Origin of the sequence: Reyranella sp. CPCC 100927 (assembly GCF_007859315.1) — a bacterium.
GTDB lineage: Bacteria > Pseudomonadota > Alphaproteobacteria > Reyranellales > Reyranellaceae > Vineibacter.
Map to the genome: position 1 here is coordinate 264,670 of NZ_VOHA01000001.1, position 16,955 is coordinate 281,624.

The window sequence follows — 16,955 nt, forward strand, 5'->3', positions numbered from 1 at the left end:
CCGCCCCGGAAGTGGAGAGATTCATGGCAACCCAGAAGGCGACTGACAGTACCTTCGAAGAAGAAGTGCTGAAGTCCGACACGCCCGTACTGGTCGATTTCTGGGCGGAGTGGTGTGGTCCCTGCAAGATGATTGGCCCGTCATTGGAGCAAATCGCCGACGAAATGGCCGGCAAGCTCAAGGTTGTGAAGGTCAACATCGACGAGAATCCGATGGCGCCGTCGAAATACGGCGTGCGCTCGATTCCGACGCTGCTGGTCTTCAAGGGCGGTCAGGTCGCCGCCACCAAGATCGGTGCCGCGCCCAAGCAACAGCTGGCGCAGTGGCTGAACTCGGTGGTCTAGGACCGCCGACCCGAGCGAGCCGTCACGAAGCGCGCACTGGCGCAAGTCAGTGCGCGCTTCGACGTTGTGGCCGAAATCGGTGGTCGCCTCAGCCGTTCTTGGCCAGCACGGTACCCGCCAAGTAAAGCGAGCCGCAGATCAGCACCCGAAACGGCGGATGGACGTTCGCCAGCAGGTCTTCCACTGCGTCCGGCACGCTGGGCGCCGGCAGGCATGTCAGGCCGACGTCGTCGGCCTGACGGCAGGCTTCCTCGGGGGTGTAGCTGGCGTGATCCGGAATCGGCACCGCCCACGCTGAGGTGGCATGGCGCGCCAGCGGCCGCAGGAAGCCTCCGGCATCCTTGGTCGTGAGCATGCCGAAAATCAGATACAGCGGCAGCGCGCCGGGCTCCCGCGCCCAGGCGCGGGACTGCTCGGCCAGCACCAACCCGCAATCCTCGTTGTGGCCGCCGTCGAGCCACAGCTCGCACCCGGCCGGCAGGGCATCGACCAGAGGGCCGCGCACGAGCGGCTGCAGGCGCGCCGGCCACTCGACGGTCGCGAGCCCTTTGCGGACGGCATCGTCGCCGATGCGCAAACCCGCGGCGCGCAGTCGCTCGACGACCGCGACCGCTGTCGCGGCATTGTCGATCTGATGGGCGCCCACCAGCCGGGGCGCCGGCAGGTCGAGCGCCAGCGAGTCGCTTTCATAGCGGAAGCCGCTGTCCCGCGTTTCCATCCGCCACTCGTGACCCATGCGGAACAGCGGCACGTCGAGCGCTTGCGCGTCTTCGACCAGCACGGCGGCCGGCTCGGGACGCTGGCGCCCGATCACCGCCGGGACACCGTGTTTGAGGATGCCCGATTTCTCGCGCGCGATCTGGCGCAGGGTGGGGCCAAGGAACTGCGTGTGGTCGATGCCGATCGGCGTCACCGCGGTCACCACCGGGTTGTTCACGACGTTGGTGGTGTCGTAGCGCCCACCCAGTCCGACCTCCAGCACCAGCAAATCGGCTGGATGGCGCGCGAAGGCAAGGAATGCCGCCGCCGTCGTGATCTCGAAATAGGTGATGAGCTGGCCGTCGTTGGCCTGTTCGCATTCCTCGAGGACCGCTTCGAGCTCGGCATTGTCGATCAGCGTCCCGGCCAGCCGGATGCGTTCGTTGAAGTGCACCAGATGCGGCGACGTATAGGTGTGCACCCTGAGGCCTGCCGCCTCGGCCATGGCGCGCGTGTAGGCAACCAGGGAGCCCTTGCCGTTGGTACCGGCAATATGAACGACCGGCGGCAATCGCCTCTCGGGATTGCCCAGCGTGTCGAGCAGACGCTGGATACGGCCCAGTTCCAAGTCGATGGCGCGCGGATGCAGCGTCATCAAGCGCGCCAGGATCGCGTCCGTGCTCATGGAGACATCCCTGCCGCAACGCGGGCGAAGAAAGAAGGCCTAGGCGGCGGCCGCCGGCGTCGGCTCTGTCTGCGGCCGCTTGAGCAGCAGGCCGGTCAGGCGGATCAGCGTCTCGCGCATCTTGTGACGATGCACGATCGCGTCGACCATGCCGTGATCGAACTGGTACTCGGCGCGCTGGAAGCCCGGCGGCAGGGTCTCGCGGATCGTGTCCTGGATGACGCGCTGTCCGGAGAACCCGATCAGCGCCCCTGGCTCGGCGAGATGAATGTCGCCTAGCATGGCGAACGAGGCCGTGACGCCACCGGTTGTCGGGTCGGTCAGGACGACAATGTAAGGCAGGCCGGCTTCCTTGACCCGCTGCACGGCGATCGTGGTGCGCGGCATCTGCATCAGCGACAGGATCGCCTCCTGCATACGCGCGCCACCGGAGGCCGAGAACACGATCAACGGCGCCTTGGCGTCCACCGCGAGATTGGCCGCCATCAGCAGGCCCTCGCCCACGGCGATGCCCATGGAGCCACCCATGAAGGAGAAGTCACAGACACCGGCGATCGTGGCATGGCCGTCCAGCTTGCCGCTGGCGACCGTCAGGGCCTCGGCATGGGTACCGTTCTCAGCCTGCGCTTCCTTCAGTCGGTCGGTGTAGCGCTTGCGATCTCGGAACTTCAGCGGGTCGATGATCGTCTTGGGCAGCGGGTGTGTGTCGTACTTCGCGTCATCGAACAGGGTGGCCAGTCGCGCCGCAGGCTTGATCCGCAGATGGTGGTCGCAATGGCTGCAGACCTGCTGGTTGGCCTCCAGATCGCGGTGGAACAGCATCTGCTCGCAGTTGGGGCACTTGAGCCAGAGATTCTCCGGCGCTTCCTTGCGCGCCACCAGGGCCCGCAATTTGGGCCGCACGAAATTGGTCAGCCAGTTCATGGCGTGGCTCTACCTCCTCGGGGCCGCGGTTGGATTCGGTATGGCATGAATTGGCAGTGCCGGCAAAGTGCGGAATTGTAGATATATATCAATAGCTTGCGGTGCCACGGACGCCCCCTGCTCGATCTTGCTGACGGCGATCGCCAGAAATCGGTCATTGGTCCGCAGTAGACTGGAATTGGTCTACGGTAGCGACCGGACATGCTACTGTCGCCGGGCTTTAGCACGTAGTTTCATGATGTTAGACGCAGTCATTGTCTCTCACACTTGGTGAGTGTGCCGTTGACTTACGGCGATCGTTAGGAAGTCACCCCATGTCACGGATCGAGTCGCCGCAGAACGCGGAAGAATCGACGGCGGGCCAGACAGACGGTTTCCGGCAGGTGATGACTGCGAGGGACCGCGAAGCATTCATGTCGCCCGGGCGTGGCAACCGAAACGTGCGGATCATCTGGGGCCTTGCAATCTTCTGTACCGTGCTGACGATCGGCCTTGCGGCGGTGTGGTGGTCGAGCGCGCATCCGGCCGGGTTCGCTTCGTTGATCGGCGATCTCCAGGTTCTGACGCTTGCCGCGCTCATGATCTGCTGCGTCGGTTTGATCGGCGCCGGCATTCTGTTGCACCACGCGGACCGTGCTGCTGCCGAACATCGGCATGAGGCCGATCGTGCCCGCAAAGCAGAAGCGAGCGCACTGCTGCAGCATCGACGACTCGGCGAGGCGTTCGACGCCCTGCCGATGGGCGTCGCCCTCTACGACGGCGATGAGCGGCTCATTGCATTCAATGCCGCCTACAACACGCTGATCCAGCACATCGACGGGCTGGATGCGTCGATGATTGGCCACAGCTACGAGGAGGTGCTGACTCGTCTCGAAGCGCAGCTGAGGCAGGTTTTTCCGGATCGCGATCTGTCGCGCTGGAAGGCCGGGTACCTGCGCCGCTTTCGCGAGCGCAGGGTCATCGACCGGCTGTGGGACAATGGGCAGACGATGCGAGTCGGCCAGGTTCCGACATCCAGCGGCGGGTTGGTTTTGACGCGCATGGACATCACCGATCTGAAGCAGCGCGAGGAACAGGGCCAGGTCGCGCAGCGGCGCTTCGATCTGCTGGTCAACTCGCTGTCCGACGCCGTCTTCTCCACCGATCGCACCGGACGGTTCAGCTACGTCGGCGGTGCCATGTTGCAGCTGCTGGGCTACCAGCCGGCAGAGCTGCTGGGGCGGCGGCCGCACGACATCGTCCATCCCGACGACCGGCCGCAGCTCGAGGCCTGCATTGGCCGCTTGCGCCACGAACGCGGCGTGCCGGTGGCCTATACGCATCGCGGACTGTGCAAGGACGGGACGATTCGCCAGATCGAAGTGCGCATGACGGCACTCGACAAGGCGGACAATCTCGACGGCGAGTTCGCCGTCACCGGCGTGATGCGCGATGTGCAGGCCCAGCACGACATGGCCGAGAGACTGCGCTATGAACTGCAGCGTCTTGATTCGCTCGTACAGTCATCGGGCGCATCGATCGTGCTGGTCGATCGCGACCTGCGCATCATCATGGCCAACAACGGTTTCCTGAATACCCGGCCGGGGCGGTCGGCCGAGGCGGTCATCGGCCGACCGCTGCGGGAGGTCATTGCCAGTCCGATCGACAAGGCGATCTTCGAGGCGTGGTTCGCCGCGGCGCCGACGGACGTGATCCAGGCCATCGAATACGAGAATGCGGTGATGGATCATCAGGGCCGGCGTCGGATCTACCATGTCACGGCCAATCCCGTGCGTAACGACACCGGCCATATCCAGCACATCGTCTTTCTCGCGGTCGACGAAACCGAGCGGCGCGCGGCCGAACTGCAGCTCTTCGATTCCTCGCGTCTGGCGACCGTTGGCGAAATGGCGTCCGGCGTGGCGCACGAGATCAACCAGCCACTCACGATCATCCGGTTCGCTGCCGAGAGTTTGGTGGAACAGCTTCAGGACATGGCGGCCGACGCTTCGCTGGCGAGTGCCGGCGGCGTGATCGACGCCAAGATGACCCGGATCATCGCGCAGACCGAGCGCGCGGCTGCGATCATCCAGGAATTGAAAGCCTTTTCGCGCCGGCCGGAGACCACGGCACGGCCGTTCGATGTCGCCGAAACATTGCGGTCCGCCACGCAACTGCTGCGCGAGCAGCTGCGTCTCTCTCGCATCGAAGAAGTGGTCGACGTCGATGAGTCCTGCCCGCCGGTGCTCGGTCACGACAGCCGGCTGCAGCAGGTGATCATCAATCTCATTCTAAATGCGCGCGATGCCATACTCGAACGACGCGCGGCCGATGCTTCACAATCGCAGCCCGGTATGGTGCGCATCACGGCGCGCAGCCTGCCGTCCATCAGCAAGGTGGTTGCCACCGTGGAAGACAACGGACCGGGGATCCCCGACCACGTCCTGCCCCGGCTTTTCGAGCCCTTCTTCACGACGAAGGCGACCGGCAAGGGCACTGGTCTCGGCCTGTCCGTGAGCTATCAGATCATCCGCCAGATGGGCGGCACGATCGTGGCCGAGAATCGCGCCGAAGGCGGCGCGTGCTTCACCATAACCTTGGACGTCGCCTCGGCGGATGTGACAGCGGTATCGTCGGTTCGCGTCGTCAGATCCGCGGTCGCGTGAACGCATCGATATCGGCATCGCGGTGCGCAGTTGATGCGCGGTAATTCGTTTGATTCCTAAGGTCGACGCCGTATTATTTGCGCGAGACAACGCAGCGAATACCGCCTGGACCATCCCTGATGGTTGCCGTCAACGCCGATCGGTCACCGCGTCGCCCCCACATGGGATTGGAGAGGTGCAGCGAAGGTCGTTCCGATGGCCGGTAATGTGGCGCTCGGTTTCGATGCGAAAGACGCTAGAGGTCGTTTGCGTACCCTGGCCCGCAGCGTTGGATATGCTGAAACCTACGCGATTCTGGCGACGAGTGGCCTTGCCGCTGTCGGCGCGATGGTGACCGCCAGTCTTGCTGTGGTGATACAGCCGTCGTCGAGCCTTCTGCTTTCCTCGACCGGTTGGCTCCTGGTGCTTGCCGTATGCCTGGTCGGCGCCGTGCTTCTGTTGTGGTGGATCGGCCGCACGGTCGTGACGCATCACCGATCGCTGGAGGCGGTGCGCGAGGATGTGGTGAAAGGCGACATCGCGCGTCGCCAGCTCAGAGAGCTTCTTGATGCCATCCCGCTCAACGTGGCGCTCTACGATGCGGATGAACGGCTCGTCATGTTCAATGCCGCCTATCGCAAGGAGCCGACCTATATCAAGCTCGACGAATCCCTGATCGGTCTCAGGATCGAGGACATGCTTCCGCGCCTCGAGCCCCAGTTCAAGGCCGCCTATCCTGGTCTCGCACCTGACTGGAAGGTCGAGTATCTACGCGTATTCCGCGCCCGCGAGGGTGGTGACCACTCCTGGGCCGATGGGCGGACGATGCGCCTGCGGCAGGCCTCGACCCGCAGCGGTGGCTCGGTCAGGCTCTGGATCGACGTGACGGATCTGAAGCGCAACGAACAGGCCGCGCATGCGACGCAGAAGCGTTTCGATGCGCTGGTCAGCTCGTTGCCCGATACTGTGTTCTCTTCCGATCGCGAAGGCCGATGCACCGCCGTGGGTGGTGCGCCTCTTTTGGACTACGCGCCGGCCGAATTGATGGGCCGGCTGGCCCGCGACCTTATCCACCCGGATGATTGGCCGTGGGTCGATGAATGTATTGCGCGCGCGCGTCAGGGTCGGGGCGGACCTGTCGCGCTGGCTTTCAGGGGTATTCGCAAGGATGGCGCGGAGCGGCACCTGGAGGCGCGTATCACGGCCCCGGCAGCGCAAGACAATCTCGCCGGCGAACTGGCGGTCACGGGCACCATTCGCGACGTGCAGGCACAACACGAGATGGCGGAGCGTCTGCGTTACGAACTGCGGCGCTTGGACTCGGTCGTGCAATCGACGGGTGCGTGCGTGCTGCTGGTCGACCGGGACATGCGTATTGTCATGGCGAACCGGGAGTTTCTGGAGGCCGTGCCCGGACGGTCAGCGGCCACGGTCATCGGTCGCCCGATGCGGGAGCTCATCAAAAGCCAGATCGATCAAGCCGTGTTCGATGCGTGGTTCGCGAGCGGACCCTCCGAGCCGATCGACGGCATCGAGTACGAAAACACCACACCGGACCCACAGGGGCAGCGCCGCGTCTATCACGTCACGGCCAATCCGGTCCGTGACGAGCACGGGCGAGTCCAGAATATCGTTTTCCTCGCCGTCGACGAAACCGAGCGCCGGACGGCCGAACTGCAGCTTTTCTCGACGTCGCGCTTGGTGACCCTGGGCGAGATGGCTTCGGGTGTTGCGCATGAGATCAATCAGCCGCTGACAATCATTCGCTTCGGCGTTGAAAATCTACAGGAGCAGCTGCGGGAGATCCCGGCGTACACGCCGCTGGCGACGGCCGCGGATCTGATCAACGAGAAGTTGGCGCGGGTTGTTGTTCAGACCGATCGCGCCGCCATCATCATCAGGGATCTCAAGGGTTTCGCGCGGAAGTCCGACGAGGCGCCGGCGCCGTTCGACGTGGCCGGCGCGATCGGTTCGGCGGTCAACCTGCTGCGCGAGCAGTTGCGGATGTCCGATATCGAGTTGACTTTGGATCTTGATCCGCGGTGCCCGCCGGCCATCGGCAGCACCGGGCAGCTGCAGCAAGTGGTCATGAACCTCATTCTCAATGCCCGGGATGCGATCCTGGAGGTTGGTCGGCCAAGTGTCGCTCAGTCACGCCGCGGCATGATCAAGCTTCGTTCGGCGGTGGCTGCGAACGGCAAGATCATCATGACGGTGGAAGACGATGGTTCTGGTATTCCGGACAAGGTATTGCCGCGCGTCTTCGAGCCGTTTTTCACGACCAAGTCCACCGGCAGGGGAGCCGGATTGGGCCTGTCGGTGAGCTACCAGATCCTGCGGCAGCTGGGGGGCTCGATTTCGGCTGAGAATCGCGCCGAGGGTGGTTCTCGTTTCACGATTACATTGAATGCCGCCCCAGCTGACCGTCCGACTGCCGTCGGATGACAGCGTTCCACGTAACCTTGAGATAACGGCCCGAGCAACTGTCGACAGTCATGAGTGGTAATCGTTTTCTTGACCAGCTGGGCCACGCTGCCGGCCGTAGTGGCCTGCTTGCTGTGGTGGCTGCCACCGGGTTCGCTGGTGTGTGTGTGGCGGCAAGCGTGGTTCTCGTTGTCATGCGGGAGCAAGGCGGCTCATCCGTTCCCACCTGGCTACCTTCGGCACTGCTGTCGGCTGGGTTGGTGGTCGTTGCCGTTCAGCTGTGGCGCCTGGCACACCGCGCGACCCGGTACCTGCAGCAGGCGGACCACGCTAGGGCCGCAAAAAAGGAACGGCAGATCATCCACCAGCATCTCGCCGAGGCCGTGGATGCGATCCCGGCAGGTCTTGCCCTGTACGACGAAGAGGAGCGCCTCGTTCTCTACAACGCGACCGTTCCGACCGGCATCCAACGTCTGGAGGACATGAAGGGGCCGCTGGCCGGAATCGCGCTTGAGGAACTGGTGGATAGCATTTTGCCGCTGTTTCGCACACGCGATGTGGACCTGGATCGTTGGAAGGCAGATGTATTGCGCCGTTTCCGCCAGAGGGTGGCGGTTGACGAGGTGCTCACGTCCCAGGGCCGGATCATTCGCATGAGCCACGTCGCCATCCCGAGCGGCGGCACTGCCCAGGTCTGGATGGACGTCACTGATCTGAAGCGCAGCGAGGAGACGGCGCGAGCCGCACAGAAACGCTTCGACATGCTGGTCAACTCGTTGGCCGACACGGTGTTCTCCGCGGATCGCCTTGGACGAATCAACTACATCAGCGGTGGCAGGCTGCTGGGCCACGCGTTTCAAAGTCTCCTGGGGGTGCAGCCGCGCGCCATTTTTCACCCCGACGACCTGCCGCTTCTCGACCAGGCGGTCGCCAGCCTGGCGCAGAACCGCGGGAAACCTGTGACGTTCACCTTTCGCGGCGTTGCTGCGGATGGCACCGTCAACCACCTGGAAGTGCGCATGACGGCGCCGAGGAAGGAGGACAATCTCGGTGGCGAACTGGCGATCACGGGCATTGTTCGCAACGTCCAGGCGCAACATGAAATGGCGGAGCGCTTGCGCTACGAGGTGCAGCGCCTGAACTCCGTGGTTCAATCGACGGGCGCCCACATCATGCTGGTCGATCGCGACATGCGTATCAACATGGTGAATCGCGGCTTCCTCAGCCTCATGCAGGGGAGGGCGGCCGAGGATTTTGTCGGCCACTTGATGTACGACGTGATGAGCAGTCCGGTGGATCAGTCGGTGTTCAAGGCATGGTTCGACGCCAAACCGTCCGACGCGATCGAAGGTATCAGATACGAAAAGAACTTCATCGATCACGATGGCCGTCAGCGCATTTACCACATTACGGCCAACCCGGTGCGCGACGAGCAGGGGCAGGTGCAGCACATCGTGTTTCTCGCCGTCGAGGAGACCGAACGACGGGCGGCCGAGCTGCAGCTGTTCGCCGCGTCGCGCCTGGCAACCCTGGGCGAGATGGCGTCGGGCGTTGCACACGAGATCAATCAACCGCTGACGATCATCCGGTTCGGCGTCGAAAATCTTCTGGAGCACCTGCAGGAGATGCCGCCAGGAACGACATTGGGTGAGGTATCGGAACTGATCGACGAGAAGCTCCTGCGGATCGTCAACCAGACCGAGCGTGCGGCGACGATCATCCGGGACCTGAAAGGTTTTGCCCGCAAGTCCGATGAGGCACCCGGATTATTCGACGTGTCCGAGGCGTTCGATGCGGCCGCCGATCTGCTGCGCGAACAGCTTCGCATGGCGCATGTCACGTTGATGATGGATCTTGCATCCGGCTGCCCGCCGGTGCTCGGCAACAGCGGCCGACTGCAGCAGGTCATCATGAATCTGACCCTGAATGCGCGCGACGCCATCCAGGACCAGTCGCGCGGCGGCACGATCTGGCTGCGCACACGATCCGTGGAGTCGGGTGGCAAGATCGTCGCGACCGTGGAGGATGATGGGCCCGGCATTCCCGACGACGTGCTGTCCCGGGTTTTCGAGCCCTTCTTCACGACCAAGCCGACCGGCAAGGGCACGGGTCTGGGACTATCGGTCAGTTATCAGATCATCCGCCAGATGGGCGGCACGATCGTGGCGGAAAACCGTGCCGAAGGCGGGGCTCGCTTTACCATCACGCTGGATGCCGCACCCGCCGGCATCGCCGACGGCTTGTCGCCACCGGCTGTTGCCGCGTCGGCAATGGCCTGACGGTCGCGCCGGTGTGGTGGCACCATCTTGGTACAAACTCGAACCATTCGAGCCCGCTAACCATTTGCGTCGCAAGGTCCGCGCCCTATGATTTGCATGGACTGCATTCTGGGATCGCTTCGGCTGATTGCAGCTTGAGCCATGCAGCCACGGCGTCGAGAGGCATTCGATGGCCAACAATGGAGCGCTTGGTGTCGGTGGCGGAGGTGTTGGCGGTCAGCTCGCCACGCTGTGTCGTGCCGTTGGACGCAGTGAGAGCCATGGCCTTTTGGCGATAACGGGTCTTGCCGTCGGTGGCGTGGTGGTGACGATCGCCCTCGCTGCTGCGGATCGAGCATCGCCGTCGCTGCTGTCATCTGCTGCGTGGCCGGCGTTTCTTGTGATCGGCCTGGTGAGCGCCTGTGTTCTGCTGTGGCATGTAGGACGTGTCGTCGCGATGCAGCGCCACACCATGGAGGCGGCGCGCGACGCTCTGGAGCATGTCGAAGCGGAGAAGCGGCGGCTCGGCGAGATCCTTGACGCTATTCCGCTCAGCATGACCCTGTACGATGCCGATGAGCGGCTTGTCATGTTCAATGCCGCCTATCGCAACGAGCCGACCTACATCAAGCTCGACGAGTCTCTGGTCGGTCTCAAGATCGAGGACATGCTTCCGTACCTCGAGCCCCAGTTCAAGGCTGCCTATCCCGGCCTCGAAGCGGACTGGAAGATCGAGTATCTGCGCATATTCCGTGCTCGCGAAGGTGGCGATCGTTCCTGGGCCGATGGGCGGACGATGCGCCTGCGACAAGCTTCGACCCGCAGCGGTGGTTCGGTCAGGCTCTGGATCGACGTCACGGACCTGAAGCGCAACGAGGCCGCAGCGCACGCCGCGCAGAAGCGTTTCGACACGCTGGTGAGTTCATTGCCGGACACCGTGTTTTCCAGCGACCGTGTTGGGCGCTTCAACTATCTGGGCGGCGCGTCGCTTCTGGGTTTTGCGCCGGATGAGATTGTGGGGCGCACGGCGCGCGAGGTCATCCTCCCCGAGGATCAGCATCGGGTCGATGAGTGCATCACCCGGATGAGGCGGAATCGAGGTGAATCGGTTTCGCTGACGTTCAGAGGCGTCGGCAAGGATGGTGCCGTCCGCCACCTGGAAGCGCGCGTCACGGCCCCGAAAGCGGAGGACAATCTCGACGGCGAGTTGGCGATCACCGGAACGATCCGCGACATCCAGGCCCAGCACGAGATGGCGGAGCGCCTGCGGTACGAGCTGCGGCGATTGGACTCGGTCGTGCAGTCGACCGGTGCCCGCATCGTGATGGTCGATCGCAACATGCGCATCGTCATGGTGAATCGCGAAGTCCTGGATACCACGCCAAGGACAGTGGCTACGATTGTCGGTCGTCCGCTTCGCGATGCTATCCGGGTCCCGGTCGATCAATCGGTGTTCGACGCATGGTTCGCCGCTGGACCGGACGAGCTCGTCAAAGGCATCGAATACGAAAACGGGGGACCCGATGCGCGCGGCCGGCGGCGGACCTATCATGTCACCGCCAACCCTGTGCGCGACGAACAAGGGCAAGTACAGCACATCGTATTCCTTGCCGTTGACGAAACCGAGCGTCGCGCGGTCGAGCTCCAACTGTTCGCGGCATCGCGCTTGGCGACCCTGGGCGAGATGGCGTCGGGGGTGGCGCATGAGATCAACCAGCCGCTGACGATCATTCGGTTCGGTATCGAGAACCTGACGGAGCAGCTCCAGGAGATGGGGGCGCAGGCCACCCTGGCCGAGGTATCCGAGTTGATCGGCGAAAAGCTGTCGCGGATGGTCGTCCAGACCGACCGCGCAGCAACGATCATCAAGGACTTGAAGGGTTTCGCCGGCAGATCCGACGAGGCCGCAAAGCCATTCGACGTATCCACCGCCGTGGCCGCGGCGGCGCAGCTGTTGCGTGAGCAGCTGCGCCTGTCGGATGTCGGGGTTGTACTGGATCTTGATCCGGGCTGTCCGGCCGTGATCGGCAGCAGCGCCCGGCTGCAACAGGTCATCATGAACCTGATCCTGAATGCCCGCGACGCCATCATGCAGGAGGTCCCGGCAGCAAGCCTCGAAGCGCGGCACCATGTCATCCGGCTGCGGACATGGGTCGAGGTATCGGCCCGCAAGGTCATGGTGTCTGTCGAGGATGACGGACCTGGCATCCCGGATGACATCCTGCCGCGGATATTCGAGCCGTTCTTTACCACCAAGCCGACGGGCAAAGGCACAGGTCTGGGGTTGTCGGTGAGCTATCAGATCATCCGGCAGATGGGGGGTGCAATCACGGCCGAGAATCGCACCGGAGGAGGAGCACGATTCATTGTCACACTCGATGCGGCGCCTGCCAGTGTGTCCGCCCATGACTGACACATCATGGGACTGGCAACCTGCCGGCGCTTGCGTTGGGCGGTAGGTGGCGCGCAATCCCATGACGCGGCGTCGGAGCCTGGATGAACTGATGGATGCGGGTGGCGCTTCCGTTATCGGAATCGCGATCGCCGCAGCATTTGCCGTTGCGGGCGTGGCCGTGTCGGTGATGTGGCAGGCTCCCGCCTGGCTGTTGTCGACGATGCTGTCGGTGCCGCTGGTGGGAGCGACCATTCTGCTATGGCGAATGACGCTGCGTGCGGCGCGGTATTGCGCCTCGACACGGCAGTTCGACACCACCGCGGTGCGATTGCGGGCCGAGCGCGATCAGCTGGTCGAGGCCGCTGACGCTCTTCCCAATACCATCACGGTGTATGACGCTGATGAGCGGCTCGTTTTCTGGAATGCCGCCACCGGCCAACTCGCTCGATCGTTGGGTGAATTGCCCACCGGACAGCGTCTCGAAGATGTCGTCGAAGCCGTCGCATCTCGCATCCACGCGCTTGATCCCTCAGTAGATCCCAAGCAGTGGAAAGCCGACGAGCTGCGCCGGTTCCGGGCCCGGGAACCAACCACGGACAGGATATCGCCAGAGGGCCGCTTCATACGCTTGAGCCGGGTCGTCATATCGGATGGCAGGGTCGTTCAGATTCGCAGTGACATCACCGACTTGAAGCAGAGCGAGGCCGCGGCGCATGCGGCGCAGAAGCGTTTCGATATGCTGATCAATTCCCTGTCCGACATGGTCTACTCGGCCGATCGCAGCGGCCGGATCAACTATGTCGGCGGCGGCAAGGGCATGCTGCTGGGCTATTCGCATGAGGAAATCGTCGGTGATCTGCCGGACAAGATCTACCACCCGGACGATTTGCCGCGATTGCACGAATGCATCGAGTGGGCGGTCAACAATCGCGGGAAGCCCGGCATTGTCCCGTTCCGCGCCATCGGCAAAGACGGCTCGACCCGCTACCTGGAGGAGCGCCTGTCGGCCCCGGAGGACGAGGACAACCTCGATGGCCAGCTGGCGTTCGCGGGCACGATGCGTGACGTCCAGGAACAGCACGATCTGGCCCAACGTCTGCGATATGAGCTGCAGCGACTGAATTCGGTGATCCAGTCAACCGGTGCGCACATCATGGTGGTCGATCGCGATCTGCGGATCATCGTCGTGAACGCCGGCTTCATGAGCCTGATGCCCGGCAGGTCGGTCGCCGACTTCGTCGGCCACCCGATGTACGACGTGATCGAGACTCCCGTCGACTCCGCGGTCTTTACCGCGTGGTTTCGTGCCGATCCATCCCATGCGATCTCGGGCATCACGTACGAGAAGGTCTTTGTCGACCCGGGCGGACGGCAGCGTATTCATCACATCACCGCCAACCCGGTGCGTGACGAGACGGGGCACGTCGAGCACATCGTGTTCGTCGCGGTCGACGAGACGGACCGGCGGGCGACGGAACTGGAGTTGTTCGCGGCATCGCGCCTGGCGACGCTGGGTGAGATGGCATCCGGTGTGGCACACGAGATCAATCAACCGCTGACGATCATCCAGCTCGGCCTCGAGAACCTGGCAGAGCAGATCAAGGATATGTCGCCGGAGACGAGGCTGGCGGACATACGCGGAATGATCGATGACAAGCTGTCACGGATCGTGGGCCAGACGGAACGCGCCGCTATGATCATCAATGACCTGAAAGGCTTTGCGCGGCGGTCCGATGAAGCATCGACCCTGATCGACGTGTCGCAGGCGGTTGGTGCTGCGGCGGCTCTGCTGCGCGAGCAGCTGCGTATCCTGGATGTCGAACTGGCACTGGACTTCGCTCTGCACTGTCCCCGGGCGATGGGCAACAGCGGGCGGCTGCAGCAAGTGATCTTGAACCTGATCCTGAATGCCCGCGACGCGATCCAGGCACGGGACAGCATGGACGACGCGATGTCGCGCGGCGGCACAGTGCACCTGCGCACGCGCTATGAGGTAGCCTCGCGCAAGGTTCTGGCGATCGTGGAGGATGACGGGGCTGGCATCCCCGACGCCATTTTGCCGCGGCTATTCGAGCCCTTCGTTACGACCAAACCGACGAGCCAGGGCACCGGGCTCGGCCTGTCGGTGAGCTATCAGATCGTGCGCCAGATGGGCGGCACGATCGCGGGAGAGAACCGTGCCGAGGGTGGGGCTCGCTTCACCGTTGCCCTGGATGCCGCGCACGCCGGCGGTGCTGCGGACACACCGGGGCTAGCGCCATAGATTCTGGAACGGGCGCACCAACTGCTGCGGCTGCATGACCTGGCAGAATTGTTTCGCCGACTGATAGAGCGCGCACAGTTGACCGGCCGCACCGGGCTCGAGGTCGGCAATGATGGTGGCGAACTTGCGTTGCTTGCCCATGGCGACGTCGACGATCCACTCGCGGCCCAGCCACGTCCGGCCGGCGATAGCCAGTTTGGCCTGCGCGGCCTGATGCGCCTGGCGCGCGGCGGCGACGCTGGCGAAGGTGCCGACCCAGGCGCCATCGCCGGGATAGTCGTAACGCGCTGGCACGCAGTCGCTGTCCGAAAGGACCGTCGCCGGCCGGCTGCCCGTGTTGTCGATCTGCCAGACCTTGGGGCGGGCACCGCCGGTGCGGGCGCGCAGGGCCTCGTCGAACAGGCGCACCGCCGCTTCGTCGCGCAGGTCGGCGCGGCGAAATCCGGCAACGACACCCACCAGCCGGCGGCCGTCGCGGGTGGCGGAGGCCACCAGGTTGAAGCCGGACGAACACAGAAAGCCCGTCTTCAGGCCATCGGCGCCGGGATACTTGTCCAGGAACTTCACGCTGTGGCCGATGCGCACGTTGTTGATGATCACGTCGTGCGCATTGAAATAGGGGTAGTACTGCGGGAAGTCGCGGATCAGCGCGATGGCCAGCAGCGCCATGTCGCGCGCCGTCGTCATCTGCTCCGGATCTTTCCAGCCGCTGGGGTTCTTGAAGAAGCTGCCCGTCATGCTCAGGCGGCGGGCCGTTGACGTCATGCGCTCGGCAAAAGCCGTCTCGGAGCCCGACAGGCGCTCGCCGACGGCGACGGCCACGTCGTTGGCCGACCGCAGGATCAGCGCCAGGATCGCCTGCTCGACGGTGATCTGGTAACCGCGCGGCAGCACCAGTTTCGAGGGTTGCTGGTTGTAGGCGTAGTCGGAGAAGCCGATCTTGTCCTGTAACCCGATGCGGCCAGCCTTGAGGTCCTCGAACAGCAGGTAGAGCGTCATCAGCTTGGTGATCGACGCCGGATAGAATGGGGCACCGGCATCGCGTTGGTGCAGAACCTCGCCGGTCTGTGCGTCGACCACGATGGATGGACCCGCGACCAGCGGGCCCGTCGGTGTCGGCAGGGGCGACAACTGGGCCAGAGCCGGGACGGCCATGCAGGACAGGAATGCCGAGACGGCGGGGACGATGAGCGGACGCCAGCAACGCATGGCGTCAATCTAGCGCAACCCGGTCATGCAGTCTGCATTTTCCCGCCGGGGACCTTTGCAAGGGCGACGTAGCGCCTTAGGAAAGGCTGAAACCAGAGGTCTTTTGCGGCAGCCATGATCAAGATCGCCGTCGTTCCCGTCACGCCGTTCCAGCAGAACTGTTCCCTCGTCTGGTGCGAGGCGACGAACCAGGGCGCCCTGGTCGATCCGGGCGGCGACGTCGAACGCCTGAAGGCCGCCGTCGCCGAGACCGGCATGACCGTCGGCAAGGTGATGCTGACACATGGCCATGTCGATCACGCTTCCGGGGCCGGCGCCATCGCTGAGCACTATGGCGTCGAGATCGAGGGGCCGCACGAGGACGATCTGTTCCTGATCGAAGGCTTGCCGGACTCCAACCGCAAGTACGGCTTTCCGGTGCCCAAGCCCTTTCGCCCGCATCGCTGGCTGCACGACGGCGACACCGTCAGCCTGGGCAACGTCACCTTCGACGTCGTGCATTGCCCGGGCCACACGCCGGGCCATGTGGTCTTCGTGCATCGCGAGGCCAAGGTCGCCTTCGTGGGTGACGTGCTGTTCCGCGGTTCCGTCGGCCGCAGCGATTTTCCGCGCGGCAACCAGGAGCAGCTGTTTCACTCCATCCGCAAGAAGCTCTTTCCGCTGGGCGACGACATCGGTTTCGTCCCCGGCCACGGGCAGACGTCGACGTTCGGCTGGGAACGCAAGACCAACCCGTTCGTCTGCGACATGCTGTTCGAAGACGACGAGGCGTGATGAGCGCCGTGCTCCATCCCGCCATCCCGATCCTGCGCATCTTCGATGTCGACAAGGCCAAGGAATTCTATCTCGACTTCCTGGGCTTCGCGCTCGATTGGGAGCATCGCTTCACCCCCGACCTGCCGCTCTACGTCCAGATCTCGCGTGGCGGCGTCACGCTGCACCTGAGCGAACACTATGGCGACGGCACGCCGGGCAGTGCCGTCTACATCAAGGTCGATAACATCGGCGGCTTCCTGCGCGAACTGCACGACAAGAAAGCCCGCTTCGCGCGCCCCGACCCCAATGACCAGGACGTGTCGATCAACGATCCGTTCGGCAATATCCTGCGCTTCGACGGCAGCCGCGACTGA

Annotated in this window: 11 protein-coding genes; 8 read left to right on the forward strand and 3 right to left on the reverse strand. The window is 63.9% G+C overall.

Translation table 11 applies throughout. The annotated features are described in order from the left end of the window. Positions 1–23 precede the first annotated feature (23 nt). Positions 24–344: a thioredoxin TrxA gene (gene trxA / locus FQU96_RS01225; RefSeq protein ID WP_146539019.1), complete on the forward strand. Its 321-nt coding sequence runs from the start codon at positions 24–26 to the stop codon at positions 342–344. Between the two features lie 88 nt (positions 345–432). Here the strand turns inward: trxA and FQU96_RS01230 are convergent, their stop codons facing one another. Both FQU96_RS01230 and accD read right to left on the reverse strand, forming a co-directional pair. Then, a complete protein-coding gene (locus FQU96_RS01230) occupies positions 433–1,728 on the reverse strand; it encodes a folylpolyglutamate synthase/dihydrofolate synthase family protein (RefSeq protein WP_146539020.1) in 1,296 nt (431 codons plus the stop codon). A gap of 39 nt (positions 1,729–1,767) precedes the next feature. Beyond that, positions 1,768–2,652 carry an acetyl-CoA carboxylase, carboxyltransferase subunit beta gene (gene accD / locus FQU96_RS01235; protein ID WP_146539021.1) on the reverse strand — a complete coding sequence of 295 codons (885 nt, stop codon included), beginning with the start codon at positions 2,650–2,652 and terminating at the stop codon, positions 1,768–1,770. Between the two features lie 413 nt (positions 2,653–3,065). Here accD and FQU96_RS01240 point away from each other — a divergent pair, with 413 nt between their 5' ends. The 5 genes from FQU96_RS01240 to FQU96_RS01260 all read left to right on the forward strand — a co-directional run bounded on the left by FQU96_RS01240 (position 3,066) and on the right by FQU96_RS01260 (position 14,616). Further along, entirely contained in the window at positions 3,066–5,297 is a 2,232-nt protein-coding gene (locus FQU96_RS01240) for a PAS domain S-box protein (protein ID WP_178130236.1), read from the forward strand. A 195-nt stretch (positions 5,298–5,492) separates the two neighbouring features. Next, complete coding sequence (locus tag FQU96_RS01245; RefSeq protein ID WP_146539023.1) at positions 5,493–7,721, forward strand: PAS domain S-box protein; 2,229 nt, start codon at positions 5,493–5,495, stop codon at positions 7,719–7,721. Positions 7,722–7,771: 50 nt separating this feature from the next. Next, positions 7,772–9,979, forward strand: coding sequence for an ATP-binding protein (locus FQU96_RS01250; RefSeq protein ID WP_146539024.1), 2,208 nt, complete (start codon positions 7,772–7,774; stop codon positions 9,977–9,979). Between the two features lie 301 nt (positions 9,980–10,280). Further along, a complete protein-coding gene (locus tag FQU96_RS01255; protein WP_178130237.1) occupies positions 10,281–12,371 on the forward strand; it encodes a PAS domain S-box protein in 2,091 nt (696 codons plus the stop codon). A 61-nt stretch (positions 12,372–12,432) separates the two neighbouring features. After that, a complete protein-coding gene (locus FQU96_RS01260) occupies positions 12,433–14,616 on the forward strand; it encodes a PAS domain S-box protein (protein WP_146539026.1) in 2,184 nt (727 codons plus the stop codon). Here the strand turns inward: FQU96_RS01260 and FQU96_RS01265 are convergent. Next, positions 14,605–15,771, reverse strand: a complete 1,167-nt coding sequence (locus tag FQU96_RS01265; RefSeq protein ID WP_178130238.1) for a D-alanyl-D-alanine carboxypeptidase family protein — start codon at positions 15,769–15,771, stop codon at positions 14,605–14,607. The genes FQU96_RS01260 and FQU96_RS01265 overlap by 12 nt on opposite strands. 168 nt (positions 15,772–15,939) lie before the next feature. Here FQU96_RS01265 and FQU96_RS01270 point away from each other — a divergent pair, with 168 nt between their 5' ends. Together FQU96_RS01270 and FQU96_RS01275 are read left to right on the forward strand one after the other, a co-directional pair. Continuing rightward, a complete protein-coding gene (locus tag FQU96_RS01270; protein ID WP_146539028.1) occupies positions 15,940–16,599 on the forward strand; it encodes an MBL fold metallo-hydrolase in 660 nt (219 codons plus the stop codon). Next, the gene (locus FQU96_RS01275) at positions 16,599–16,955 is read left to right on the forward strand and encodes a glyoxalase superfamily protein (RefSeq protein ID WP_146539029.1); all 357 of its coding nucleotides are present in this window, start codon (positions 16,599–16,601) and stop codon (positions 16,953–16,955) included. The genes FQU96_RS01270 and FQU96_RS01275 overlap by 1 nt, the downstream gene beginning before the upstream one ends.